Annotated in this window: 22 protein-coding genes; 16 read left to right on the top strand and 6 right to left on the bottom strand. The window is 70.6% G+C overall.

Translation table 11 applies throughout. The annotated features are described in order from the left end of the window. Nucleotides 1-177: 177 nt before the first annotated feature. On the top strand, nucleotides 178-1,017 hold the full coding sequence (locus tag WG922_RS13965; RefSeq protein WP_340283309.1) for an IclR family transcriptional regulator: 840 nt from the start codon (nucleotides 178-180) through the stop codon (nucleotides 1,015-1,017). Nucleotides 1,018-1,182: 165 nt separating this feature from the next. On the opposite strand, the gene WG922_RS13960 is transcribed toward WG922_RS13965, so the two are convergent. Continuing rightward, the gene (locus WG922_RS13960; RefSeq protein WP_340283308.1) at nucleotides 1,183-1,728 is read right to left on the bottom strand and encodes a hypothetical protein; all 546 of its coding nucleotides are present in this window, start codon (nucleotides 1,726-1,728) and stop codon (nucleotides 1,183-1,185) included. A 114-nt stretch (nucleotides 1,729-1,842) separates the two neighbouring features. On the opposite strand from WG922_RS13960, the gene WG922_RS13955 reads away from it, so the two are divergent. Next, nucleotides 1,843-2,202, top strand: a complete 360-nt coding sequence (locus tag WG922_RS13955; protein WP_340283307.1) for a winged helix-turn-helix domain-containing protein — start codon at nucleotides 1,843-1,845, stop codon at nucleotides 2,200-2,202. An 18-nt stretch (nucleotides 2,203-2,220) separates the two neighbouring features. Here WG922_RS13955 and WG922_RS13950 read toward each other — a convergent pair whose 3' ends face one another. After that, nucleotides 2,221-3,006, bottom strand: coding sequence for a metallophosphoesterase family protein (locus WG922_RS13950; RefSeq protein WP_340283306.1), 786 nt, complete (start codon nucleotides 3,004-3,006; stop codon nucleotides 2,221-2,223). A 155-nt stretch (nucleotides 3,007-3,161) separates the two neighbouring features. Between WG922_RS13950 and WG922_RS13945 the strand changes: the two genes are divergently transcribed. The 13 genes from WG922_RS13945 (at nucleotide 3,162) to WG922_RS13885 (ending at nucleotide 16,577) form a co-directional block, all read left to right on the top strand. Beyond that, on the top strand, nucleotides 3,162-4,118 hold the full coding sequence (locus WG922_RS13945) for a hypothetical protein (RefSeq protein ID WP_340283305.1): 957 nt from the start codon (nucleotides 3,162-3,164) through the stop codon (nucleotides 4,116-4,118). A 103-nt stretch (nucleotides 4,119-4,221) separates the two neighbouring features. Then, nucleotides 4,222-5,382 (top strand): sensor histidine kinase, encoded by a 1,161-nt coding sequence (locus tag WG922_RS13940; protein WP_340283304.1) that lies wholly within the window; start codon nucleotides 4,222-4,224, stop codon nucleotides 5,380-5,382. Between the two features lie 78 nt (nucleotides 5,383-5,460). Continuing rightward, nucleotides 5,461-6,318 (top strand): creatininase family protein, encoded by an 858-nt coding sequence (locus WG922_RS13935; RefSeq protein WP_340283303.1) that lies wholly within the window; start codon nucleotides 5,461-5,463, stop codon nucleotides 6,316-6,318. A gap of 109 nt (nucleotides 6,319-6,427) precedes the next feature. After that, on the top strand, nucleotides 6,428-7,411 hold the full coding sequence (locus WG922_RS13930) for an ABC transporter substrate-binding protein (protein WP_340283302.1): 984 nt from the start codon (nucleotides 6,428-6,430) through the stop codon (nucleotides 7,409-7,411). Further along, nucleotides 7,411-8,226 carry an ABC transporter ATP-binding protein gene (locus WG922_RS13925; RefSeq protein WP_340283300.1) on the top strand — a complete coding sequence of 272 codons (816 nt, stop codon included), beginning with the start codon at nucleotides 7,411-7,413 and terminating at the stop codon, nucleotides 8,224-8,226. The genes WG922_RS13930 and WG922_RS13925 overlap by 1 nt, the downstream gene beginning before the upstream one ends. Continuing rightward, a complete protein-coding gene (locus WG922_RS13920) occupies nucleotides 8,226-9,047 on the top strand; it encodes an ABC transporter permease (RefSeq protein ID WP_340283298.1) in 822 nt (273 codons plus the stop codon). The genes WG922_RS13925 and WG922_RS13920 overlap by 1 nt, the downstream gene beginning before the upstream one ends. Nucleotides 9,048-9,185: 138 nt before the next feature. Continuing rightward, nucleotides 9,186-10,553 (top strand): FAD-binding oxidoreductase, encoded by a 1,368-nt coding sequence (locus WG922_RS13915; protein ID WP_340283297.1) that lies wholly within the window; start codon nucleotides 9,186-9,188, stop codon nucleotides 10,551-10,553. Nucleotides 10,554-10,600: 47 nt separating this feature from the next. Beyond that, complete coding sequence (locus WG922_RS13910) at nucleotides 10,601-11,038, top strand: RidA family protein (protein WP_340283484.1); 438 nt, start codon at nucleotides 10,601-10,603, stop codon at nucleotides 11,036-11,038. A gap of 105 nt (nucleotides 11,039-11,143) precedes the next feature. Next, nucleotides 11,144-12,106, top strand: a complete 963-nt coding sequence (locus WG922_RS13905; protein WP_340283295.1) for an ABC transporter substrate-binding protein — start codon at nucleotides 11,144-11,146, stop codon at nucleotides 12,104-12,106. Nucleotides 12,107-12,126: 20 nt separating this feature from the next. Continuing rightward, nucleotides 12,127-13,179, top strand: a complete 1,053-nt coding sequence (locus tag WG922_RS13900) for an aromatic ring-hydroxylating dioxygenase subunit alpha (RefSeq protein WP_340283293.1) — start codon at nucleotides 12,127-12,129, stop codon at nucleotides 13,177-13,179. Next, nucleotides 13,173-14,222, top strand: a complete 1,050-nt coding sequence (locus tag WG922_RS13895; RefSeq protein WP_340283292.1) for an aromatic ring-hydroxylating dioxygenase subunit alpha — start codon at nucleotides 13,173-13,175, stop codon at nucleotides 14,220-14,222. The genes WG922_RS13900 and WG922_RS13895 overlap by 7 nt, the downstream gene beginning before the upstream one ends. After that, nucleotides 14,219-15,640 (top strand): amidohydrolase family protein, encoded by a 1,422-nt coding sequence (locus WG922_RS13890; RefSeq protein ID WP_340283291.1) that lies wholly within the window; start codon nucleotides 14,219-14,221, stop codon nucleotides 15,638-15,640. Before WG922_RS13895 ends, WG922_RS13890 begins: the two co-directional genes overlap by 4 nt. 100 nt (nucleotides 15,641-15,740) lie before the next feature. Continuing rightward, on the top strand, nucleotides 15,741-16,577 hold the full coding sequence (locus WG922_RS13885; protein WP_340283290.1) for a class I SAM-dependent methyltransferase: 837 nt from the start codon (nucleotides 15,741-15,743) through the stop codon (nucleotides 16,575-16,577). A 143-nt stretch (nucleotides 16,578-16,720) separates the two neighbouring features. On the opposite strand, the gene WG922_RS13880 is transcribed toward WG922_RS13885, so the two are convergent. After that, nucleotides 16,721-17,179, bottom strand: coding sequence for an SRPBCC domain-containing protein (locus WG922_RS13880; protein WP_340283289.1), 459 nt, complete (start codon nucleotides 17,177-17,179; stop codon nucleotides 16,721-16,723). Between the two features lie 143 nt (nucleotides 17,180-17,322). On the opposite strand from WG922_RS13880, the gene WG922_RS13875 reads away from it, so the two are divergent. Continuing rightward, the gene (locus WG922_RS13875; protein WP_340283288.1) at nucleotides 17,323-18,702 is read left to right on the top strand and encodes a tannase/feruloyl esterase family alpha/beta hydrolase; all 1,380 of its coding nucleotides are present in this window, start codon (nucleotides 17,323-17,325) and stop codon (nucleotides 18,700-18,702) included. A gap of 252 nt (nucleotides 18,703-18,954) precedes the next feature. Here WG922_RS13875 and WG922_RS13870 read toward each other — a convergent pair whose 3' ends face one another. From WG922_RS13870 to WG922_RS13860, 3 genes are all read right to left on the bottom strand, one after another. Next, complete coding sequence (locus WG922_RS13870; RefSeq protein WP_340283287.1) at nucleotides 18,955-19,923, bottom strand: tripartite tricarboxylate transporter substrate binding protein; 969 nt, start codon at nucleotides 19,921-19,923, stop codon at nucleotides 18,955-18,957. Nucleotides 19,924-20,019: 96 nt separating this feature from the next. Beyond that, complete coding sequence (locus tag WG922_RS13865; protein ID WP_340283286.1) at nucleotides 20,020-21,561, bottom strand: class I adenylate-forming enzyme family protein; 1,542 nt, start codon at nucleotides 21,559-21,561, stop codon at nucleotides 20,020-20,022. Beyond that, nucleotides 21,558-23,306, bottom strand: a complete 1,749-nt coding sequence (locus WG922_RS13860) for a long-chain fatty acid--CoA ligase (RefSeq protein WP_340283483.1) — start codon at nucleotides 23,304-23,306, stop codon at nucleotides 21,558-21,560. Before WG922_RS13860 ends, WG922_RS13865 begins: the two co-directional genes overlap by 4 nt. Between the last annotated feature and the right edge of the window lie 120 nt (nucleotides 23,307-23,426).

Raw genomic sequence — 23,426 nt, 5'->3', positions numbered from 1 at the left:
CAGCCGGCAGGTCGAAACCCATGATTCGCTCGCGTGCGAGCGGGGTCGGCGGCAACATGGCGTCTCGCAGGACGATACGTCCGTATCGGTGTGCGACAAATGATAGGATGCCCCGGCGCTGCATGTCAAACCCGGCAGGCGCGCGCTGCGCCTGCGCCACCAAGCTCCTCGACACCTGTGCCCCGCACCGACGCGCCTCCTGTTTCGACCGACGACTCCGCCGCGGCACCCCCTGCGGCCGCGGTGCAGTCGGTCGGCATGGCTTTCGAGGTACTGGAGGCGCTCGCGCAGTCTGCGGAGGCCGTCGGCACCAGCGAACTCGCGCGGCGCCTCGACCAGACCAAGGCGCGCGTGCACCGTCACCTCGCGACCCTGCGCGAGCTCGGATTCGTCGAGCAGGACGCGTCATCGGCCTACCGCCTCGGCTGGCGTGCCTGGCGCCTGAGCCTCAACGTCGGAGAGAACTTCGGCCTGCGCAAGCTCGCCCAGCCGCACCTGCTGCGGCTGCATCAGGACAGCGGCCAGACCGTGGCGCTGGCCGCACCGGCGGGCCGGGACATCGCGGTGATCGATGCGATCCAGAGCGCCGGCGCGGTGGCGATCACGGTGCGTTCGGGCTCGGTGATTCCGGCGGCCACGTCGGCGCTGGGGCGCGCCATCCTGGCCTTCGCGCCCGAGGCGGCGGCCGGCAGCCCTGAGGATGACGACCCCGCCCCAGGCTCTCCGGGCGCACGGCGGCGGCTGCGGGAGCTGCTGAACGCCGTGCGGTGCGAATGGTGGGCCGTCGCGAGCAACGAGCGGCTGCCCGGCGTGTCGGCGCTCGCGGCCCCGGTGTTCGACGAGCGCGACCGCGTCGTGGCCTCGGTGGGCGTGATCGGCTCGCATACGCTGGTCACCGATCCACCGCCGGCGGCCCTCCTACGACAGGTGCAGCGGGCTGCAGCGGCGATCTCTGCCGAACTGCGGTCCAGCGCCTGGGCGGTCGAGAAGCCGCGCCCCCGGGTCCGCGCGCGCTGATGCCGTCCGGTGTTCCGCGGCGCGCGCGTCGCTGGGCTGCTGGCGGTGCGGTTGCGGGGGTGAGGCACCGATGACGCGGACGTCGATAGATCGGGGCGACGCCGCGCCCGGCCGGCGCGAGCGATCCGCAACGCCTCTCGAGGCGCCACGGACAGCGTCAAGCGGCTAGGCGCCGCGCGGCGCAGGCGCCAGCAGCACCAGCAGGGCCTTGACGCCATAGAGCACGAGCAGGCTGCCGTTCAGGTCGCCCACGAACATGGCCACAAACCCCTCGGCGAGCCCGGTCTGCCCGTCGAGGGCGAAATACACGTGGTGCAGCAGCGAATTGCCCAAGGCGTAGGCGACGCACAGGGCCAGCAGACGCGCGCTACTCAGGTTGGCCAGTGAGCTGGACAGCCCACCGAAATGCCGCGCCGCGCGGTATACCAGCCACGGCGCCAGCCCGCCGATCACCCCACCGACGAGCGCGCGCTCGAGGTCGTGCGGAAAGAAATACAGCGCGCTCACGGCGATGGAGACGAGCACCAGCCCGATGGCACCGGCCTCCGCGAACAGCAAGGTGCACAGCAGGCGCACGCCGGCCGGCAGGTAGACCCAGTTGATGCCAGGAACGAACTCCAGGGCCTGGAACAGCCAGGTGTTCACCACGAGCGCGGCCAGGAAAAGCAGGCACGTGGCGAGTATGAATGCAGCTTGGATCGGCCAGATCACCGGTCTCTCCGTGTTCTTGTTAGGATGCGCGGCGTGCCGCCAGAGTCGGCATATCGTCGATGAAGGCAAGGTTCTAGCACACCCCGTGAGCAGTTCAAATTAGAGGATGACGCATTGAAAAAGCCACGCCCCGGGGCCGAGGTGTACCTGCGATTCCTGCAGTTGTCGGAGGCCATCCGGGGCCTTCCCGCCTTGCCACCGCTCGACCCACTCGAAGAGCGCATCCTCGCCCTCGTCGCCCAGGCGCGGCAGGCGCAGGCGAGGCTCTCCGTGCGCGACATGATGCGGCGCGACGACCTCGGCGCCCCAGCCACCATCCACGGGCGGCTCAAGTCCATGCGCGAGAAGGGCTGGATCATGCTGGCCGACACCGAAGACGCGCGGCGCAAGCAGATCGAGTTGACCAAGCCGGCCCTGCAGCACCTCGCGCGCCTGTCGCAGTGCATGGTCCAGGCCACCCGCGTCGCCTCCTGAAGCGAGCAGGCGTGGCCCTCAGGCGCTCGCGCCCTGCGGCCGCTGTCCTGACTGCTGCGGCTCGGTCTCCCGCGGCAGCTCGAACAGCCTGAAGGGCGGCACGTCCGGGCGACTGCGCTTGAGCAGCGGCCGCGCCACGTTGAACACCGGCACCCCGTTCATCGTGCGGCCCTCCATCGCGCCGCGGTGTGCGTGGCCGTGGAACACGGCATCGACCGGATAGCGCAGCAGCGGCTCCTCCAGCCGGCTGCTGCCCAGGAAGGGAAAGATCTCCGGCGGCTCACCCTCCACCGTCGCCGCGACGGGCGCATAGTGCAGCAGCGCGATGCGGCGCGGGGTGCGCAGCTTCGCCAGCGCCGACTCCAGCTTCATCGCCTCGTGCAGCGCCTCCTGCACGAACTGCTTGATTGCCGGCTCGCCCCAGGCCCCCAGGGACGCGCGACCGAAACCTCCGGCGAAGCCTTTGATGCCGGCGATGCCAACGCCCTCGACCTCGCAGGCCTCGCCATCGAGCACGCGCACGCCGGCGCCGGCCAGGATGTCCACGACCACCTGCGGCGTGCCCGATTCGAAGTCGTGGTTGCCCAGGACGGCGACGATCGGCACCGACACCGCGCCCAGTTCGTCTGCCAGCACCTGCGCCTCCTCGGCGGTGCCGTAGTCGGTCAGGTCTCCGCACAGGAGCACGGCATCGGCCGCTTCGGACGCCTGCGCAAAGAAGCTGCGCAAGGATCCGGCCGATTCGCGGGTGACGTGGAGGTCGCCGACGGCGGCGAAGCGGATTGTGCTGGTGGACTTGCCCATGCACCCGAGCCTGCCACCGGCAGCGGGCGTGCCGCATCGTCCATCGGCCGCCGGAACTGTAGGTCGGCGCCGACGCTGCGAGGCGCGCAATCTCCCGCCGCGCAGCCATGGCCCGGGCGTACCCTCACGCTCCCGTCGATCATGGGCCAGCCTTCGTGAACACCGACTGCTCCACCGCCACCGCGCCTCTTATTGCGGAAGAGGTCTCGCCGGAAACCGCCGCCTTCTTCCGCCGCGCGCTGTGCAAGCTGAACGAGGAAGGGGTGCCGTTCCTGGTCGGGGGCGCCTTCGCGCAGGCCTGCTTCACGGGCATCCGCCGCCCGACCAAGGACCTCGACCTGTTCATCCGTCGGGCGGACTGGGAGCGGGTCGCCACGTCGATGCGGGATTGCGGCTGGCGCGCCGAACTCACCTATCCGCACTGGCTCGCCAAGGTATACGCCGGCGACGATTTCATCGACCTGATCTTCAACTCGGGCAACGGCCTGATGCCGGTGGACGACAGCTGGTTCCGCCCGGGCAACCTGCGCGTCGATGTGCTCGGCGTGCCCGTGCAGGTGGCGAGCCTGGAGGACGGGATCACGTCCAAGTCCTTCATCATGGAGCGCGAGCGCTATGACGGCGCCGACGTGGCCCACCTGTTGCAGGCCAACGCCGAACGCATCGACTGGGACGTGCTGCTCGCGCGCTTCGGCCCGCACTGGCGCGTGCTGCTCGCGCACCTCACGCTGTTCGGATTCATCTACCCGGGCGAGCGCCATCGGGTGCCGATCCCTGTCATGGACGAACTCATGCAGCGCCTCGACGCGGAAATCCGCCAGCCGCCGCAGGAGGACCCGCATGTCTGCGCCGGCACGCTGCTGTCGCGCGAGCAGTACCTGCACGACGTCGAGCGGATGGGCTACGTGGACGGCCGCCTCACGCCCGCCAGCACCATGACGCCGCAGGACGTGGCCGTGTGGACCGAGGCCATTCCTGCGCGGCAGGGCGCGGGTGGACCGGATGCCGTCGAGCCTGAATCGGCCGAGCTGCGCGCTCGTGCGACGCACGCTGCGAATACCGACGAGCTATCGGCGAAAGCCGATGCGAGGGCCGCGGGCACGACCACCTGAGCGCCGCCGCCTGGCCCGCACCTAAACGGTGCAGGCCACCGGCCCTGCGCGGGGCACGCGCGTGTCGCAGCGCCTCGCCACGGTGTTTCTGCTAACGTGAGGCGTGCCCGGCACGCCACCTCCACCTGCCATTGCCTCGGAACCGGCCCTGCGTCTGCGGGAGCCCGAACCGTCGCTGCGGACGCAGGCCGGCATCGCAGTGGGCTGCTCCCTCGGCGCGATGGCCATCCGGTTTGCCGCCGATCCGCTGATGGGCTCGCAGCAGGCGTTCACGCCGGCATTCGCGGCGGTCGCATTCGCAGCCTGGTACGGCACATGGCGTGCCGGCCTGCTGTGCGCGCTCGTCTCCTTTCTGTGGGCCGACTATTTCTTCGTCGAGCCGCGCTACACGCTAGACGTCCTCTCGGCGGAGAAGGCTCTCCAAGGCACCTTCTACTGGTTCCTCGTTGCCGTGCTGCTGTACGTGAACCACCGCGCCACCAAGTCCCGCAGGGCGGCCAGGCGCCTGATCGAGCGGCTCGCCGCCGCCGATGCCCAGAAGTCCGAGTTGCTCGCCACCCTGGCGCACGAGTTGCGAAGTCCGCTCAGCGCCGTCCAGACCGCCACCGCACTGCTCGACGCGGACAACCCGAGCGCCGAGACGAGAAGGCGTGCGATCGCCACCCTGGCGCGCCAGACCGAGTACATGAACCGCCTGGCCGAAGACCTGATGGACGCCGCGCGCATCCAGCAGGGCAAGATTTCGTTGCGGCTGGAACCCACGTCGGTGGCAGACATGCTCAGTGCGGCCCTGGAAGCGGTCGAACCGGCCTTGCGCGCCCGGGGGCAGCACTGCGAGCTGTCGGCCCCACCGGACCTGCCGCTGCTGATGGTCGATCCCGCGCGCATGAACCAGGTGATCACCAACCTGCTGTCCAATGCCTCGCGCTTTTCGCGCGAGGCATCCCTCATCCGGCTCGAAGCAGCGCCGGCGGGCCCTACCGGCGTGCGCATCAGCGTCATCGACACGGGCGAGGGGATCGATCCGTCCAGGCTCGACTCCGTCTTCGCGACGTTCATGCAGGTCCACAGCGGCGGTCAGGGGCTGGGGCTCGGGCTGTCCCTGGTGCGCCGCCTCGTGCAACTGCACGGTGGTTCGGTCAGCGCGCTGAGCCGGGGGATCGGCGATGGCACGCGCTTCGACATCGTGCTGCCCTCGGCGGGCCCGCGCGTGCAGGACCCCGGCACGGAGGGGTTCGACCCGCGCGCCGTGCGCCCAGGCTAGGCGCGGCTGCGCCACTGGCATGGCATTTGCGTAGTCCGGTCCACCACGGACCCGACCCGCCATTCGAGGCGCACCCCCATGCTGCACGGCACCTTCCCTCCGCACCGCTTCCTTCCCTACCTGAGCTGGACCGACATCGACGCGCTGCCCGACCGCGAGAACACCGTGATCGTGCTGCCGGTCGGCGCGACCGAGCAGCACGGGCCGCACCTGCCCTGCGCCGTCGACAGCGTGATCGCCGCGGGTGTGATGGGCCACGCGCTGGCACTGCTGCCCGAGGCGGTGCGCGCGTTCGGCCTGGCGCCGCTGACCTACGGCAAGTCCGACGAGCACCTGCACTTCCCCGGCACCATGACGCTGACCGGGCCCACGCTGCTGGCGGTGGTCACCGAGCTGGGCGAGTCGGTCTACCGCGCCGGCTTTCGCAAGCTGCTGCTGGCCAACGGCCATGGCGGCCAGCCCCAGGTGCTGGAGATGGCCGCGCGCGAGCTGCGGCTGCGCCATGGCGACTACGTGGTCGTGCCCTACCACGTCTCACGTCTGCCCAATGCGTCGGGCAAGTACATCCACGAGCAGGAGAAGCGCCAGGCCATGCACGCCGGCCACTCCGAGACCGCACTGATGCTCGCGCTGGCACCCGAGACGGTGCGCATGGAGCGCGCCGAGCCCAACTTTCCCCCGGTGTTTCCCTCGAAGCTGCTGTCGCCGGACGGGCGGCCCGCCTGCGCCTGGACCGCGCGCGACTTCGGTCCGAGCGGCGTCATTGGCGATCCGCGCGGAGCGACGCGCGCGCAAGGCGAGGACATCCTCGCCACCCTCGCCGCGAGCTGGGCCCAGGCGATCACCGAGCTGTTCGAGATGCGCTGGGTGGTGCGCGATGCGCCGACCTGGGGCCATGCGCACCAGCACGGGCACATCGAATCCCGCACCGCCTAGCACTGCGCCGTGCGCGGGCCCGCAGCCGGACGCCGGCAGGCCCGCAACTTGCAATGACCGGCACACCGACGCCCACCCTGCCCATTCCCCATCCCTCCCGCGAGGTCCCATGACAAGCACGATTTCCCGCACCCTGGCCGCCGTTGCCGCCGGCCTGCTCCTCGGCTCCGGCGCGCACGCGCAGGAAAAGTTCACCTACATGACCAACTGGTACGCGCAGGCCGAACACGGCGGCTTCTACCAGGCGGTGGCCACCGGCCTGTACAAAAAGCACGGCCTGGACGTGACCATCAGGATGGGCGGACCGCAGGTCAACATCCTGCAGCTCATGGCCGCGGGCCAGACCGACTGCATCATGGGTTCGAGCGACATGCAGATGATGGTGGCGCGCGCGGGCGGGCTGCCCGTCGTCACCGTCGCCGCCATCTTCCAGAAGGACCCGCAGGTCTTCATCGCGCACGAACACGTGAAGTCCTTCGAGGACATGAAGGACAAGAACATCCTGATCGCTCCGGCCGCCCAGCGAGGCTACTGGCTGTGGCTCAAGAAGAAGTACGGGCTGCAGGACAGCCAGGCCCGCCCCTACACCTTCAACATCCAGCCCTTCGTCGCCGACCGCAACACCGTGCAGCAGGGCTACCTCACCTCCGAGCCCTTCGCCATCCAGAAGGCCGGCGTGAAGGCGAACACCTTCCTGTTCGCCGACCACGGCTGGACCTCGTACGCCACCACCATCTCCTGCATGGAAGACACGGTGAAGACGCGCGCCTCGGCAGTGGACGCCTTCGTGAAGGCCACGATGGAAGGCTGGAAAAGCTTCCTCGCCGATCCGGCGCCGGGCGCCGCCCTGATCAAGAAGGACAACCCCAACATGACCGACGAGCAGATCGCCTACAGCGTGGGCAAGCTCAAGGAGATGGGCATGGTCACCGCAGGCGAGGCGAAGACGCAGGGCATCGGCACCATCGACGCGAACCGGGTGCGCCAGAACTTCGCCTTCCTGGTGGAGAACAAGCTGGTGGACGCCGGCAAGCTGAAGCCGGAAGACGCGTTCAAGCTCGACTTCATCCAATCGACGAAGGTGCTGCCGTGATGCGCGAACCCCCCAACGTGCTGGTGCCGCCGGCGCCCGCGGTCGAAGTCCTGTCGGCGCACAAGACCTACCCCGATGGCACCGTGGCCCTGCAGCCGGTGGACCTGCACGTAGCCGAAGGCGAGTTCATCACCCTGCTCGGCCCCTCGGGCTGCGGCAAGAGCACTTTGCTCAAGATGGTCGCCGGCCTGCTGGAGCCCACCGACGGCCGGCTGCTGCTGTGGCGCAAGCCGGTGGCGCGCCTGGAGGAAGCGCGCAAGCGCATGGCTTTCGTGTTCCAGGCCCCCACGCTGATGCCGTGGGCGAGCGTGGCGGACAACGTGCGACTGCCGCTGGACCTGGCCTGCGTGCCGCGCGCCGAAGCCGAGACGCGCGTGCTCGACGCGCTGGCACTCGTCGGGCTCGCGAAATTCGCCAAGGCGCTGCCTCGGGCGCTGTCGGGCGGCATGCAGATGCGCGTGTCGATCGCCCGCAGCCTGGTCGTGCAGCCCGACCTGTTGCTGATGGACGAACCCTTCGGCGCACTCGACGAGATCACCCGCCACAAGCTCGACTCGGACCTGCTCGCCCTGTGGCGCGCCAAGAAGCTCACCGTCATCTTCGTGACGCACTCGATCCACGAAGCGGTGTTCCTCTCGACGCGCGTGATCATGATGGCCGCGCGACCGGGCCGCATCGTCGAGGAGGTGGCGATCGACGAGCCCTACCCGCGCACCCCCGACTTCATGGTCACGCCGCGCTTCGCGGCCTATGCCAAGCACCTGCAGGACAGCCTGATGCGCGCCAGCGTGTCCACCGACGAGGAGAACCCCTGATGTCCGTGTCCGCCGCATCCACTTCCACCCGCGCCCGCGCGCGTCCGCACCGCGACAAGGTGCTCTACCCGGCGCTGGTCGCGCTCGTCCTGCTGGGCCTCTGGCAGGGTGCGGTCACCGGCTTCGCGCTGCCGGCCTACCTGGTGCCCTCGCCGGTGCTCATGTTCGAGACGCTGGTCACCGACTGGCAGATGCTCGGGTCGGCGCTGCTCTTCACGCTCAAGATCACGCTGCTGTCGTTCGCGGTGGCGATCGTCGTGGGCGTGCTGGTGTCGTTCCTGTTCGTGCAGAGCCGCACCATCGAGACCGCGCTCTTCCCCTATGCCGTGCTGCTGCAGGTCACGCCCATCGTGGCGGTGGCCCCGCTGATCATCATCTGGGTCAAGGACCCCACCGCCTCGCTGGTGCTGTGCGCCGCGCTCGTGGCGCTGTTCCCCATCATCTCGAACACGACGCTGGGCCTGCGCAGCATCGACCCGGACCTGCAGAGCTATTTCGCGATGAACCGCGCCAGCCGCGGCCAGACGCTGCTGCGCCTGCGCATCCCGAGTGCGCTGCCCTACTTCTTCGGCGGACTGCGCATCTCCAGCGGCCTGGCGCTGATCGGCGCCGTGGTGGCCGAGTTCGTCGCCGGCACCGGCGGCAACAACACGGGGCTGGCCTACCAGATCCTCTTCGCCGGATACCAGCTGAACATCCCGCGCATGTTCGCCGCGCTGCTGCTGATCTCGCTCACCGGCGTGGCCCTGTTCGTGGCGATGGCCTGGCTGTCGAAGGTGGCGCTGGGCTCCTGGCACGCGAGCGAACTCTCGCGCGACTGAGCGCCGCGGGACCAGTGCGCGGCCGCGCACCCGCAGCGCCTCGCACCGCACCGGCCCGCGTGGCTCACCAGCCACCCCTCGACGCGCCCGACGCGGCGTCGATGGGCACCGTCTTGCACCGCACTCGAAAGGAACACCTTGAACGCGCCCGTCCACCCCGTCGAACAGCTGCAACTCGCCCTGCCCGACATCGACTGGATCACCGAGGCCAGCCGCATCGCACGCCTGTCGCAGGACTTCTCCTGGTTCAGCCCGGTGCTTTCCCGGCAGCTCGCCGGCAAGTCCGCGCAGGCCGTCGCACGGCCCCGCAACCTCGACGAGATCACGCGCGTGGTGGCGCAGTGCGCGCGGCTGCGCATCCCCATCACCGTCCGCGGCGCGGGCACGGGCAACTACGGCCAGTGCGTTCCGCTGCACGGCGGCCTGGTGCTGGACATGAGCGGCTTCAACCAGTTCCTGTGGGCCCGCGCAGGCGCCGCCCGCGCGCAGGCCGGCATCCGCCTGGCCGAGTTCGAGAAGCAGGCGCGCGCGAACGCCGGCCTGGAGCTGCGCTGCATGCCGTCCACGTTTCGCAGCGCCACGCTCGGCGGCCTCTTCGGTGGCGGCTTCGGCGGCGTGGGGTCGATCAACCACGGCCCGCTCGCCGCCCGTGGCAACGTGCTGGGCGTGCTGGCGCTGACCGTCGAGGAGGTGCCGCGCCTGGTGGAGCTGCGCGGCCCCGAGGCGCTGGCCATGCACCACCTGTGGGGCACCAACGGACTGGTGCTGGAGGTCGAGCTGGCCATGGCGCCGGCCGTGGACTGGCACGAACAGCTGGTGGTGTTCGGCTCCTTCGACGACGCGCTGGAATTCGGCAATGCGGTGGCCTGCGCGCCGGGCATCCACAAGCGCGAGGTCGCGCTGCTGGCCGACCCCATTCCCGGCTACCTCACGCCGCTGGCGGAGCACCTGCCCGCCGGCTGCCACGCCGTGATCCTCGCGACCGGGGCGGCCAGCGACGCCGCGGTGCGCGAGCTGGCGGCGCAGTGGCGCGGCGAGCTCACCTACGCCAAGACCGCCGAAGAGGTCGCGCGCAGCAACCGCACGCTGCTCGAGTACACCTGGAACCACACCACGCTGGTCGCCCTGAAGGTGGACAGGTCCATCACCTACCTGCAAAGCGCGTTCGCAGCCGGGCGCCACCTGGAGCAGGTGCGCGCGATGCACGCGCTGCTGCATCCCGAGGTGCAGATGCACGCGGAGTTCATCCGCACGCTGGACGGCCAGGTCACCTGCAGCGCGCTGCAGATCGTGAAGTTCAGCACCGAGGAGCGGCTGCAGGAGATCATGGCGCTGCACCGCGCGCACGGCGTGCGCATCAACGATCCGCATGTCTTCGTGGTCGAGGACGGCAAGGCCGGCGGTGCGCTTGCGCCCGACGTGCTGGCGGCCAAGCGGCGCTTCGATCCGCTCGGGCTGCTGAACCCCGGAAAGGTGCGCGCGTGGGCGCAAACGGTGCACGCGTGACCCGCCCCGGGGAGCAGGGCACGCAGGGCGCCGGCATCGGGCAGCCGATGGCCCGCTACGCCGCCGCCCGGCGCGCCGGCGACCTGCTGTTCGTCAGCGGCGTGGTGGCGGTGGACCCGGTGGGCGCGCGCGTGCTGCGCGACTACGGCGACCTGCCCGCACACGCACGCGAGCAGCTGCGCACGCTGGGCTACGACACCGGGCAGATGACGGTCGATCTGTTCGAGGCGCCGCCCGTGGCCCAGAGCTGGTTCGTGCTCGATCGCATCCGCACCATCGCGCGCGAACACGGCGCCGACATGGCGCAGGCGGTGAAGCTGGTGCAGTACTTCCGCGACCTGCGCCACTACCCCTTCTACAACCGCGTGCGCGGCCTGTTCTACCCGGGCGAGCCGCCCGCCAGCACGGTCGTCGAAGTGGCACGGTTCCTGCCTGGAGACGGTGCCCTGATCGAAGTGGAAGCCACGATCCACCTTCCCGCATGAAGGCGCGGCTTTTCGCGATCGGTGCACTGTCCGCAGAGTAGAAGCTGGCAGTGGCCGCACCGGCCACGGGTCATTGCTCTGGTGTCCACACGAACCGGAGAACCCATGAAACGCGCAATCACCGCCCTCACCCTCACCGCCATCGCCGCCCTCGCCCAGGCGCAGGACAAGGTCACCTTCCTCACCTCCTGGTATGCCCAGGCCGAACACGGCGGCTACTACCAGGCCGTCGCCACCGGCATCTACAAGAAGCACGGCCTCGACGTCACCGTGAAGATGGGCGGCCCGCAGATCAACGGCGTGCAGCTGCTGGCCGCCGGCCAGGCCGACTTCATGATGGGCAAGGACTTCCAGGTGCTCAGCGGCATCGAGCAGGGCGTGCCGCTCACCACCGTGGCCGCCGTGTTCCAGAAGGAGCCCCAGGGCATGGTCACGCACCCCGACGTGAACAGCCTGGCCGACCTCAAGGACCGCACCATCCTGGTGGCCACCAGCGGCCGCAGCACCTGGTGGCCCTGGCTCAAGCTGAAGTACGGCTTCAAGGACGACCAGACGCGGCCCTACACCTCCAACATGCAGCCCTTCTTCGCCGACAAGACGATGGCGCAGCAGGGTTTCCCGAGCTCCGAGCCGTTCACCGCGGAAAAGGCCGGCCAGAAGGTGAAGTTCTTCCTGTTCGCCGACGACGGCTATCCGCCCTACGGCAACACCATCGTCACCATGCACAAGACCGTGAAGGACCGGCCCGAACTGGTGCAGCGCTTCGTCAAGGCCACGCTGGAAGGGTGGAAGAGCTACATGGACAACCCCGCCGCCGGCAACGCCCTGATCAAGCAGGACAACCCCAAGATGGACGACGAGATGCTGGCGTACGCCCACCGCAAGATGAAGGAGCTGAAGTTCTTCGACGGAGGCGACGCGGCGCGCCTGGGCGCCGGCAGCATGACCGACGCACGCTGGAAGGCCACCTACGATTTCATGGTCTCCAGCGGGCAGCTCAAGCCGAATCCGCAGTGGCAGCAGGCCTACACCCTGCAGTTCGTCAAGGACCTGAAGGTCATGCCCTGAGCGCGCGCGAGGACCACCGAATGCTCGTGACGCAACAACCCGTGCTGCGGCGTTTCTGGTACGCCGTCATGCCCCTGGCCCGCCTCGACGCAGGCCCCCAGCCCTTCACCCTGCTCGGCGAGGACATCGTGCTGTGGAAGCAGGCCGACGGCACGCCCGCGGCCCTGCGCGACCGCTGCTGCCACCGCACGGCCAAACTCTCCAAGGGCTTCGTCGAGGACGGCCACATCGTGTGCGGCTACCACGGCTGGACCTACGACTGCGCCGGCACCTGCGTGAAGATCCCGCAGCAGCCCGGCCTGCCGGTGCCCGCCGGCGCGCGCGTGCCGGCCTACCACTGCCAGGAGCGCTTCGGCTACGCCTGGGTGGCGCTGGACGAGCCGCTCACGCCGCTGCCCGCACCGGCCGAGGAAGCGCAGGGCTGGAGGCGCGTGCACCAGTTCGACGAGACCTGGAACACCGGCGCGCTGCGGCTGATGGAGAACTCCTTCGACAGCGCCCACTTCGCCTTCGTGCACAAGGGCACCTTCGGCCAGGGCGAGCAGCCCAAGCCGAGCCACTTCCGCATCGACGAGACCGACTACGGCTTCGAGGCCTCCATGGTCATTCCGATCAACAACCCGCCCGAGTCGCACCGCATCACCGGCAGCACCGAGCCGACCACCGAGCGGCGCTTCTCGAACCAGTGGCACCTGCCCTTCCTGCGCCGGCTGGGGCTGTCCTACCCGAGCGGCGTGGAGCACGTGATCTACACCTGCGCCACGCCCATCGACGACCACCGCGTGCGGCTGCTGCAATGGCTCTACCGCAACGACAGCGAGGCCGACTGCCCCGCCGACCTGCTCAACGCGTGGGACACCCGCGTGGTCCTGGAGGACAAGGAGATCCTCGAGTCGGTGAACGCCGACGCGCCGATCGACGTGGCCCGGCGCGACGAGCAGAGCATGGCCAGCGACCGCCCCGGCATGATCATGCGCAAGCGGCTGCTCGCGCTGCTGCGCACCCACGGCGAGAGCGAGGTGCACGGCTGGGTCCCGATCCGCCACGTCCGCGAGGAGGCCGCCGCATGCTGACCACCCGACAGAAGGTGCTGCGCCGCTTCTGGTACGCGCTCATGCCGATGTCCTTCCTGGACCAGGGCCCCAAGTCCTTTCGCCTCATGGGCGAGGACCTCGTGCTCTGGAAGCAGGCCGACGGCACGCCCGCGGCCACCGCCGACCGCTGCTGCCACCGCACCGCGAAGCTGTCCAAGGGGTACGTGGAGAACGGCAACATCGTGTGCGGCTACCACGGCTGGACCTACGACTGCACCGGCGCCTGCGTGCGCATCCCGCAGGCCCCCGACGCGCCGCCGCCTGCCAACGCCCGGATCCCGGCCTACCGCGCCCAGGAGAAATACGGCTATGTCTGGGTCGCGCTCGACGAGCCGCTGCGGCCGATCCCCGACTTCCCGGAAGACGGCCAGCCCGGCTGGCGCCGCATCTTCCAGTTCTACGAAGAATGGAAGACCAGCCCGCTGCGCATGATGGAGAACTCCTTCGACAACTCGCACTTCTCCTTCGTGCACAAGGCGAACTTCGGCATCCTCGAGCAGCCCAGGCCCGCGCCCTACAGCTTCGAGGAAACCGACTACGGCTTCGAGGCCATCACCACCGTGCCGATCCGCAATCCGCCGCAAAGCCACGCCGTCACCGGCACCACCGAGCCCATTACCGAACGGCACCTGGTGAACCGCTACTACCTGCCGTTCGCGCGGCGCTTCGGCTGCACCTACCCCGCAAGCGGCACCGGCCACATCATCTACAACTGCGCGACCCCGATCGACGACGACCGCATGATGCTGGTGCAGTGGCTCTACCGCAACGACAGCGAGGAGGCGTGCAGTACCCAGGCGCTGATCGACTGGGACGCGGCGATCACCGCCGAGGACCGCGACATCCTGGAGGCAACCGATCCGGACGCCTGCGTGGACATCGCGCGGCGCGCCGAGTTCCACATGGCCTCGGACAGGCCCGGCCTGGTGATCCGCAAGCAGCTCATGGACCTGCTGCGCGCCCACGGCGAACAGGAAGTGCACCGCGGAACACCGGCCGCCGCGCGAAAGGTCACGGCATGACACAGGACCTGCTCATTCGCAACGCGAGCGCCATCCTCACCGGCCTGCCCGGCGCGGCGGGCCGCGCTGTCGGCGGCGACCTGCGGGTGCGCGGCGGCCGCATCGCCGCGCTGGGCGCGCTCGCGCCCGAGCCCGGCGAGCGCCAGCTCGATGCGACCGGCTGCGTGGTCTACCCCGGCTGGGTCAACACCCACCACCACCTGTTCCAGTCGCTGCTCAAGGGCGACCCGCAGGGGCTCAACGCCACGCTCTCGCCGTGGCTGGTGGCTACGCCCATGCGCCTGCGCCCGCGCATGAACGCGCACGAGTTCCGGCTCGCGGCGCGGGTGGGCCTGGTGGAACTTGCGCTGTCCGGCTGCAGCACGGTCGCCGACCACAACTACCACTACTGGCCCGACATGCCCTACGACAGCTCGGCCATCCTGTTCGAGGAGGCACAGCGCCTGGGCCTGCGGTTCGTGCTGTGCCGCGGCGGCGGCACGCTGGCGCGCGCGCCGGCCGAGGGACTGCCGGCGGCCTCGCGCCCCGAGACGCTGGAAGGTTTCCTGGGCGACCTGGAGCGGCTGGTGCGCGAGTGGCACGACCCTGCGCCCGACGCCATGCGCCGGGTGGTGGCGGCGCCCACCACGCCGCCGCACTCGATGCGGCCGCAGGAGCTGCGCGAGACCGCCCAGGCCGCCCGCGCGCTCGGCCTGCGCCTGCACTCGCACCTGTCCGAGACGGTGCACTACCACGACATGGTCCACCAGCAGCACGGCATGAAGCCGGTGCATTTCTGCGAATCGATCGGCTGGCTGGGCCCGGACGTCTGGTTCGCGCACCTGGTCAAGCTCGACGAGGACGAGATCGCGCTGCTGGGCGCCACCCGCACCGGCATCGCGCACTGCCCGCAGAGCAACGGGCGCCTGGGCAGCGGCATCGCGCCGGTGCGGCAGCTCGAGGCCGCCGGCGCGCAGGTCTCCATCGGCGTGGACGGTGCGGCCTCCAACGAGGCCGCCGACATGATCAGCGAGACCCACGCCGCCTGGCTGATGCAGCGCGCCCGCGCGGGGCAGGACGCGCTGGCGGTGCACCGCGGCGGGGGCGGCGAGGGCGACGCCGCCGCGACCACGGTGGAAGACGTGGTGCGCTGGGGCAGTGCGGGCGGCGCCGGCGTGCTGGGCCTCGATGCCGTGGGCACGCTCGCACCCGGCATGGCGGCCGACCTGGCCATCTACGGCATCGACCGCGACCCGCGCTACTTCGGCCTGCACGACCCCGCCATCGGCCCCGTCGCCAGCGGCGGCGCCGCCGACCTGCGCCTGCTGCTGGTGGGCGGGCGCGAGGTGGTGCGCGAGGGGCGCATCCCGGGGCTGGACCTGGCGGAGCTGGGCCGCAGCAGCCGCGAGGCCGTGCAGGCGTTGCTGGCGCGCTGCTGAGCCTGCATTTACCTAGAAGGCGCCGCCCCGGGACAAAGCTCCCATTCCCGCAGCCGCGCGGCGGCCGTGCAATGGGCATTCCGTTCCTCAGGAGTGCACCATGAGTTCCACCCCCCCACCCAACCCCAACAAGGCCCTCTGGGAAAAGGGCGACTTCACCCGCATCGCCGCGACCATGCGCGAGAGCGGCGAAGCGCTGGTCGAGGAACTCGGCATCGGCCCCAGCGAGCAGGTGCTGGACCTCGGCTGCGGCGACGGCACCACGGCACTGCCGGCTGCGCGCCGTGGTGCGCAGGTGCTGGGCGTCGATATCGCGGGCAACCTGGTCGCGGCCGGGCAGCGCCGTGCGCAGGAGGCCGGCCTGGCCGACCGGCTGCAGTTCCAGGAGGGCGACGCGAGCCGGCTGGAGGGCCTCGAGAACGACCGCTTCGACCGGGTGGTGAGCATCTTCGGCGCGATGTTCGCGCCGCGCCCGGGCGACGTGGCGCGCGAGATGGTGCGCGTGACCAAACCCGGCGGGCAGGTGCACATGGGCAACTGGATCCCGAACGATCCCACCCTGGTGGCGCAGATCCTGCGCATCAGCGCCGCGTATTCACCGCCGCCGCCGGAAGGCTTCGTGAGCCCCATGACCTGGGGTGTGGAGAGCCACATCGTCGAGCGCTTCGGCGCGGCGGGCGTCGCGCGCGAGGACATCGAGCTGCAGCGCCGCACGTATACCTTCCGCCACCCCGGTTCGCCGTCGAGCTTCCTGGACCTCTTTCGCGAGTACTACGGGCCCACCATGAACGCCTTCGCGGCGGCCGGGCAGCAGGGCCGCAGCGAGGATCTGCAGCGCGAATTGCAGGCGCTGTTCGAGGCGCAGAACACCAGCGGTGATGCGCAACAAACGGTGATTCCCGCCACCTTCCTGCTCGTGACCGTACGGGTGCGCTAGCCTGCGGGGACGATGTTCCTGTTCTTCTCCAACCGCCTTGGCTGCCTCGGCTCCCTGCTGGTCTCTCTGCTGCTCACGCTGGCCCTCCTGGGCCTGTTCTGGCTGTTCTGAGCGGGTGCTCGGGCAACGGGCGCTGAGCGGTCTCAGCCGCGCGCTTCCTGGGCTGGCGCGCCTTCGGCCCGCAGCTTAAGCGCCCGGTTCATCGCCTCGAAACCGGCGCGGGTGCCTGCATCGAGGCTGGCGCGCAGCAGCGGCACGAGCAGCCCGGAGAACCGCTCGGAATGCACCAGGCGCGTGCGGTCGCCGCCCAGCGGCGCGAGCTCGAAGGCGTGCTCTCCGTCGAACAGGCCGGGGACGCCGAGGCGGCCCAGCCAGCGCAGTTCGGCGGCAGGCCGTGCGACCAGCACCCGGGGCTTGAAGGCCATCGACTTGCCCCCGGGCGGCTGCACCACGATCTCCAGGCGCGCGCCGGGGCGGGGATCGCCGCTGATCGAGCGGATGAACGGGTTCCAGGCCGGATAAGCCGGGAAGTCCAGCAGCACTTCCCACACGCGGGCGGGGCTGGCATCGACGTCGATTTCGGTGCGAAGGGCGTGCCGCATCGTTCTGGTTTCCTCTTCGGATGTGATGACGGCCGAGCTTAGCGCCGCCGGCTGACCTCCTCGTGCGCCGGGCACCGACGCGGACACGCCGCGGCCGCTGGTATCACCGCGGCACCGACACAAGAAACGCAAAGGGAGACGCCATGGCCACAGGGGATTGCACGCTGCGATGGATGCGCCGCATGGGCGCCGCGCTGATGCTGGCGGGCACGGCCGTCGGCGCGACTGCGCAGGCCACCGGATGCGCCGGCATGGACGCCCTGCGCGTGCCGGGCGCACAGATGCAGGTCGCCGCCTGCCTGGCCGACCTCTCCACGCGCTACCTGGTGGCGACCGGCCACACCGACGCGAGCGACTGGCTGCCGCTGCACTCGGTCGCCACGCGCAACCCGCCCGACGCCGTGCCGGGCGTCCAGCTCGACGGCTATTTCCCCGACACCTCCACCGCGAACACCTACCGCGGCTGGAACCACGACGCGCAGTTCGTCATCCGCCTGCCCGAGCAGTGGAACGGCAAGCTGGTGATCACGGGGGCCCCCGGCGTACGCCGCCAGTACGCCAACGATTACCTGATCAGCGACTGGGTGCTGTCGCGCGGCTATGCCTACGCGTCCACGGACAAAGGCAACAGCGGCACCAGCTTCTACAGCGACGGCGCCGCCCCCGGCGACGCCATCGCCGAATGGCACCTGCGCGTCACCGAGCTCACCCAGGCGGCCAGGGAGGTGGTGGCGCAGCGCTATGGCCGCGCGCCCGAGCGCACCTACATCACGGGCATCTCCAACGGCGGCTACCTCACCCGCTGGGCCCTGGAGAACAGCCCCGAGCTCTACGACGGCGGCGTCGACTGGGAGGGGGCGCTGTGGCGCGCCGAGGGCCCGAACCTGTTCACCTATTTGCCCACGGCGCTGCGCGACTACCCGCGCTGGCGCAGCGGACTCGACCCGCTGGCGCGCCAGCGCATGCTGGATGCCGGCTTCGCGCCGGGCTCCGAGTTCCTGTGGGACCACCATTACCTGGTGTACTGGGACCTGACCCAGCGGACCTACCGCGAGGAGATCGACCCCGGCTACGACGGCAGCCTGGCCGCCGGACTGCCGTTCTGCCTCTCGGGGCTGCCCGCCTGCGACGCCGACTACGTCTACGCGCAGCGCCCGCAGGCGGTGAAGGACGCGGTGGCGCGGATCTCACTCACCGGCCGCATCGGCAAGCCCCTCATCACCCTGCATGGCGACCTCGACGCGCTGCTGCCGATCCGCACCAACTCGGACGCGTACGTGCAGCGCGTGCGCGGCAGCGGACGCGGACACCTGCACCGCTATTACGTGGTCGAAGGCGGCAACCACGTGGACCAGCTGTACGACGTCTTCCCCGACCGGCTGCGCCCCATCGCGCCGTGCTGGCGCGCGGCCTTCGCGGCGCTGGAGACCTGGGTCGAGACGCGGGGCCAGCACCGCCCGCCCGACAGCCGCACGCTGCCGCGCACCGGCAGCGACCTGGCCAACCGCTGCCCACTGGAGTGAGCCCCATGAGCACCCGCCCCGAACCGTCCATTCCGCCGCAGCCCAAGCCGCCGCTCGGGCCCGACCCGCAGCCGCCGCGCGGGCCGCAACCGACGCCGCCGCCGGTGGAATAGGGACCGATCGGACCGGCGCGGCAAGCAGCGGCGCTGCCGGGTCGGCACGGGCCTACCAGCGGGACCGTGCGCATATGCGCCGCCGCGGGCGCGCACATCCGTGCGTTGCGATGCGGCCGGCCCGCTCTGTCGCGAACCTTCAGTCCATCGTGACCTTGGCTTCGCGGATCACCTTGCCCCACTTCTGCGTCTCGTCGGCGATGAAGCGCTCGAATTCCGGCGCCGTGCTGCCGACCGGGATGGTGCCCATGGCTTCGAGGCGCGCGCGCACCTCGTCCTGCCGCACCACGGCGGCGATCTCCTCGGCCATGCGGCGCACGATGGGCTCGGGCGTGCGCGCCGGCGCCAGCATGCCGGCCCAGGTGCTGGCCACGAAACCGGGCACGCCCTGCTCGACGAAGGTCGGCACCTCGGGCAGCACCGGCAGGCGCTTGTCGCTGGCAACGCCGATCAGGCGGATCCTGCCGCCCTTGCCCGGTGCGATCTGGCCGGAGGCGGCATCGAGGAACAGCTGGATCTGCCCGCCCATCAGGTCGGTCAGGGCGGCCGCCGCGCCCCGGTAGGGAATGTGGACCATGTAGGTGCCGGTCAGCGACTTCAGCATCTCGGTGGAAAGGTGGACTGCCGAGCCGATGCCGCTGGAGCCGTAGCTGATCTTGCCGGGATTGGCCTTGGCGTACGCCAGCAGCTCGCCCACGCTCTTGTAGGGCGCGTCGTTGGACACGGCGGCGACCAGCGGAGACTGGCCGATCAGCGACACCGCGGCAAGGTCCTTCTTCGGGTCGTAGGGAAGCTTCTTGTACAGCGTGGTGTTGGCCGCATAGGCGGCGATCACCACCGCGAAGGTGTGGCCGTCCGGCGCGGCCTTGGCCAGCGTGTCCACCGCCAGGATGCTGTTGGCGCCGGGCTTGTTCTCGACCAGCACGGGCTGGCCGAGCCGCGCCTGCAGGCGGTCGCAGATCAGGCGCGCCGTGACGTCGGTGAAGCCTCCCGGCGGGTAGCCCACCAGCACGCGGATCGGGCGGCTGGGCCAGGCGGTCTGCGCCCGCGCCAGCAAGGGTGCGGCGGTGGCGGCGGCAAGTGCGGCGGTGAACTGGCGGCGTTGCATGCGGAGGTCTCCGGTCGTTGTGGAAAGCGGTGTTCGGGCAATCCGTTCGGGCTGTCCGGTGGGGCGGTGCGGCGATGCGGTTGCGGCTGGCCGGCCTCAGTGCCGGCCCTGATAGGCCTCGCGCAGCGTGCGCTTGAGCACCTTGCCGATGGCACTGCGGGGCAGCTCGTCGATCACCACCACCGCGGCCAGGCGCTGGGTCTTGCCGACGCGCGCATTGACCCAGGCGCGCAGATCCTCGGGCGTCACCGCCTCGCCGTCGGCGCGCAGTTCGACGAAGGCCACCGGCGTCTCGCCCCACTCGGTGCTGGGCACGCCCACCACGGCCGCCTCGTGGACCGCCGGGTGCGCGCGCAGCTGCGCCTCCAGGTCGCTCGGGTAGATGTTGAAGCCGCCCGAGATGATCATGTCCTTCTTGCGGTCGAACAGCAGCAGGAAGCCATCGGCGTCGAAGCGGCCGACGTCGCCGGTGCGGATGAAGCGCAGCCCCTCCGGCGAGAACCACTCGGCCTCGCGCGTCTGCTCGGGCTGGTTGTGGTAGCCGGTCATCATGCCGGGCGAGCGGCCGACCACCTCGCCGGCCTCACCCGGTGCCACCTCGCGCCCGTCCTCGCCGATCAGGCGGATGTCGTGGCCCGCAGCGGGCCGGCCCACCGTGTGCAGCTTGCCGGGGTGCGCGTGCGCCTCCAGGATGCAGGTGCCGCCGCCCTCGGTCATGCCGTAGAACTCCACCAGGCCGCCGGGCCAGCGGCGCAGCGCGTCGGCCTTGAGCGCGGCGTCGAAGGGCGCGCTGGTGCTGAACTTCATGCGAAAGGCCGACAGATCGCGCCGGTCGAAGTCGGCGTGCGCCAGCAGCCGCCGGTACTGCACCGGCACCAGCATGGTGTGCGTCGCCCGCTCGCGTTCGGCGATCTCCAGCCACCGGCCCGCCTCGAACCTGGCCATCAGGTGCACCGTGCCGCCGAAGGCGAGCGCCGGAAAGAACACCACCAGCGTGGTGTTGGAGTACAGCGGCGTGGACAGCAGGGCCACGCTGTGCTCGTCCCAGCCGTAGGCGAGCCCGCGCTGGATGTGCGCGAAGCGCATGCCGTGCGGCTGCACGATGCCCTTGGGCATGCCGGTGGTGCCCGACGAATAGATGATGTTGAAGGGATCGGCGGGGCCGATCTCCACCGGCTGCGGCTGCGTGCCCTCGGGCGCGAGCCACTCGGCGAAGGGTCGTCCGGGAGCGCCGTCCTCCAGGGCCACCAGCGCCGGGTCGGCGCCTGCGGGCAGAAGCGGTGCCCCCAGCGCATCGACGAACAGCAGGCGCGGTGCGGCGTCGCGGCGCATCGCGGCGAAGGTCTCGGGCGTGACGCTGTGGGCGAGCGGCGCCACCACGATCCCGGCGCGCAGCGCGCCCAGGAAAAGCGCCGCCTGCAGCGGCCGCATGGTCCCGCACAGGGCGATGACATCGCCGCGGCGCAGTCCGTCGCGCTGCAGGCTGGCCGCGATGCGGTCCATCAGCGCGTCGAGCTCGCCCCAGTCGAGCCGGTCGTCGCCCTGCACGAGCGCCGGCTGGTTGGGCCGCGCGGCGGCATGCGCGCGCAGCAACTCGCCCAGGGGGCGGAACGGGGTGGAGGCGTCCAGCAGCGTCATGCGGCGCCTGCGCTGGCGTTGCCCGAGTTGTCGCTGCCGCCGCCGGCGGCCGCCGCATCGCGGGCGTCCTGCTGCTCCTGCAGCTCGCGCCACATCACCTTGCCGCTCCCGCTGCGGGGCAGTTCGGCGACGAACTCGATGATGCGCGGCACCTTGTAGGCGGCCATGCGCGACTGGCACCATGCGGCGATCTGCGCGGCATCGGCCGGCTCGGCCAGCCCCGGCTTGAGCACGACCAGCGCCTTGACGGTCTCGCCACGCCGTGCGTCGCGCGCGGCAATGACGCAGGCTTCCTGGATGGCGGGGTGGTGGTACATCTCGGCCTCCACCTCGGCCGGCCAGACCTTGAAGCCGCTCGCATTGATCATCCGTTTGAGGCGGTCGGTCATGAAGAAGTAGCCGTCCTCGTCGATGCGGGCGAGGTCGCCCGTGCGCAGGAAGCGCTTGCCCTCGATCTCGACGAAAGCCTCGCGCGTGGCTTCCTCGTTGCGCCAGTAGCCCTGCATGACCTGGGGCGCGTGCACCACGATCTCGCCGGTGCCGCCGGGCTCGACGGCGCCGCCGGTGGCGGGGTCGAGCAGTCGGGCATCGACGTCGTAGACCGGGATGCCCAGGCACTGCGGCTTGGGCCGATGCAGCGGGTTGATGTGGGTGGCCGCCAAGGTCTCGGACATGCCGTAGCCCTCCACGAAATCGAGCCCGGTGAGCGCCTTGAGCCGGGCCGCCACCGCCGCCGGCATGGCCGCGCCGCCCCCGCGGATGCCGACCAGGCTGCGCAGGTCGCGCTGCGACACGCCGGGGTCGGAGACGAAGTCGATGACCATGGTGGCGATCGCCTGCCAGGTGTTCACGCCATAGCGCTCGATGCAGCGCGCCGCCGCTTCCCGGTCCCACCGGGGCAGCAGCACGACGGTACCGCCCGCATAGAGCGGCCCGTTCATGCTGCCGGACATGCCGGTGACGTGGAAGAAGGGCAGTGTGGCGAGCATCACCCAGTCCTGGCTGCGGCCGAACCACTGCACGCCGCCCACGGCCGTGCTCATGACGCTGCGGTGCGTGTGCATGCAGCCCTTGGGGCGCCCGGTGGTGCCGGACGTGTAGGGCATCACGGCCAGGTCGTCGGGGCCCGTGCGCAGCGGCCCAGGCACGCGGGCCGCCGCCAGCATGTCGGCCCAGGACACCAGCCCGTCGCCCTGCAGCGCGCGCCGCGGCGCGGCGATGAAGGGCGGCACCGGCAGTTCGCTCGGGCCGCGCAGGTAGTCGCCGTAGGTGGCGACCACGATGTGGTCCAGCCCGCCCGCGCCCAGCAGCGGCTGCATCTCGTCCAGCAGGTCCTGCGCAACGAAGGCGATCCGGGCGCCCGAGTCGCTCACGTAGTGGCGCAGTTCCTCGCGCTTGTTCATCGGATTGACGGGCACCACCACCGCGTCGGCCCGCAGGATGCCGTAGTAGGCCAGCACCCACTGCGGACTGTTCTGCATGACCAGCAGGATGCGGTCGCCCGCCCGCACGCCCAGCTCCTGCTGCAGGTAGCCGGCGATGCGCTCGGCCTCCGCCTTGAATTCGGCGAAGCGGACGGTGCTGTCGTAGAAGACGAGGAAGGGCTTGTCGGGGTAGCGCGCGGCCGAGACTTCGGCGTTGAAGAACAGGTGCGTGGCCGGCAGCGTCAGCTGGCGCGGCTGCCCGGGCGGCCAGTGGGCGAAGTGGCGGGTTTCCGGGGCGGGCGAAGGCGGCTGCGGGGTCATGGACACGACGGCAAATGCGGGGGCAGGTGCAAGCACGCGCGGCGCGCTGCGGACGCACCATTCTGGCCCGTCGCGCCGCTGCCGCGCTGTCGCCCAGGCGCCGCGTTCGGCCAGGGTGCA

It is taken from the genome of Ramlibacter sp. AN1015, assembly GCF_037726105.1.
Lineage (GTDB): Bacteria > Pseudomonadota > Gammaproteobacteria > Burkholderiales > Burkholderiaceae_C > Ramlibacter.
Note: the sequence above shows the minus strand (reverse complement) of the source record. Positions and strands in the feature narration are given on the sequence as shown.

What these genes read in the sequence shown, in the direction of transcription:
- WG922_RS13885 (WP_340283290.1), top strand. Translation starts at nt 15,741, where the DNA reads ATGAGTTCCACCCCCCCACCCAACCCCAACAAGGCCCTCTGGGAAAAG.
- WG922_RS13895 (WP_340283292.1), top strand. Translation starts at nt 13,173, where the DNA reads ATGCTGACCACCCGACAGAAGGTGCTGCGCCGCTTCTGGTACGCGCTC.
- WG922_RS13865 (WP_340283286.1), bottom strand. Translation starts at nt 21,561, where the DNA reads ATGACGCTGCTGGACGCCTCCACCCCGTTCCGCCCCCTGGGCGAGTTG.
- WG922_RS13935 (WP_340283303.1), top strand. Translation starts at nt 5,461, where the DNA reads ATGCTGCACGGCACCTTCCCTCCGCACCGCTTCCTTCCCTACCTGAGC.
- WG922_RS13890 (WP_340283291.1), top strand. Translation starts at nt 14,219, where the DNA reads ATGACACAGGACCTGCTCATTCGCAACGCGAGCGCCATCCTCACCGGC.
- WG922_RS13920 (WP_340283298.1), top strand. Translation starts at nt 8,226, where the DNA reads ATGTCCGTGTCCGCCGCATCCACTTCCACCCGCGCCCGCGCGCGTCCG.
- WG922_RS13880 (WP_340283289.1), bottom strand. Translation starts at nt 17,179, where the DNA reads ATGCGGCACGCCCTTCGCACCGAAATCGACGTCGATGCCAGCCCCGCC.
- WG922_RS13860 (WP_340283483.1), bottom strand. Translation starts at nt 23,306, where the DNA reads ATGACCCCGCAGCCGCCTTCGCCCGCCCCGGAAACCCGCCACTTCGCC.
- WG922_RS13875 (WP_340283288.1), top strand. Translation starts at nt 17,323, where the DNA reads ATGGCCACAGGGGATTGCACGCTGCGATGGATGCGCCGCATGGGCGCC.
- WG922_RS13910 (WP_340283484.1), top strand. Translation starts at nt 10,601, where the DNA reads ATGGCCCGCTACGCCGCCGCCCGGCGCGCCGGCGACCTGCTGTTCGTC.
- WG922_RS13950 (WP_340283306.1), bottom strand. Translation starts at nt 3,006, where the DNA reads ATGGGCAAGTCCACCAGCACAATCCGCTTCGCCGCCGTCGGCGACCTC.
- WG922_RS13900 (WP_340283293.1), top strand. Translation starts at nt 12,127, where the DNA reads ATGCTCGTGACGCAACAACCCGTGCTGCGGCGTTTCTGGTACGCCGTC.
- WG922_RS13870 (WP_340283287.1), bottom strand. Translation starts at nt 19,923, where the DNA reads ATGCAACGCCGCCAGTTCACCGCCGCACTTGCCGCCGCCACCGCCGCA.
- WG922_RS13905 (WP_340283295.1), top strand. Translation starts at nt 11,144, where the DNA reads ATGAAACGCGCAATCACCGCCCTCACCCTCACCGCCATCGCCGCCCTC.
- WG922_RS13925 (WP_340283300.1), top strand. Translation starts at nt 7,411, where the DNA reads ATGCGCGAACCCCCCAACGTGCTGGTGCCGCCGGCGCCCGCGGTCGAA.
- WG922_RS13930 (WP_340283302.1), top strand. Translation starts at nt 6,428, where the DNA reads ATGACAAGCACGATTTCCCGCACCCTGGCCGCCGTTGCCGCCGGCCTG.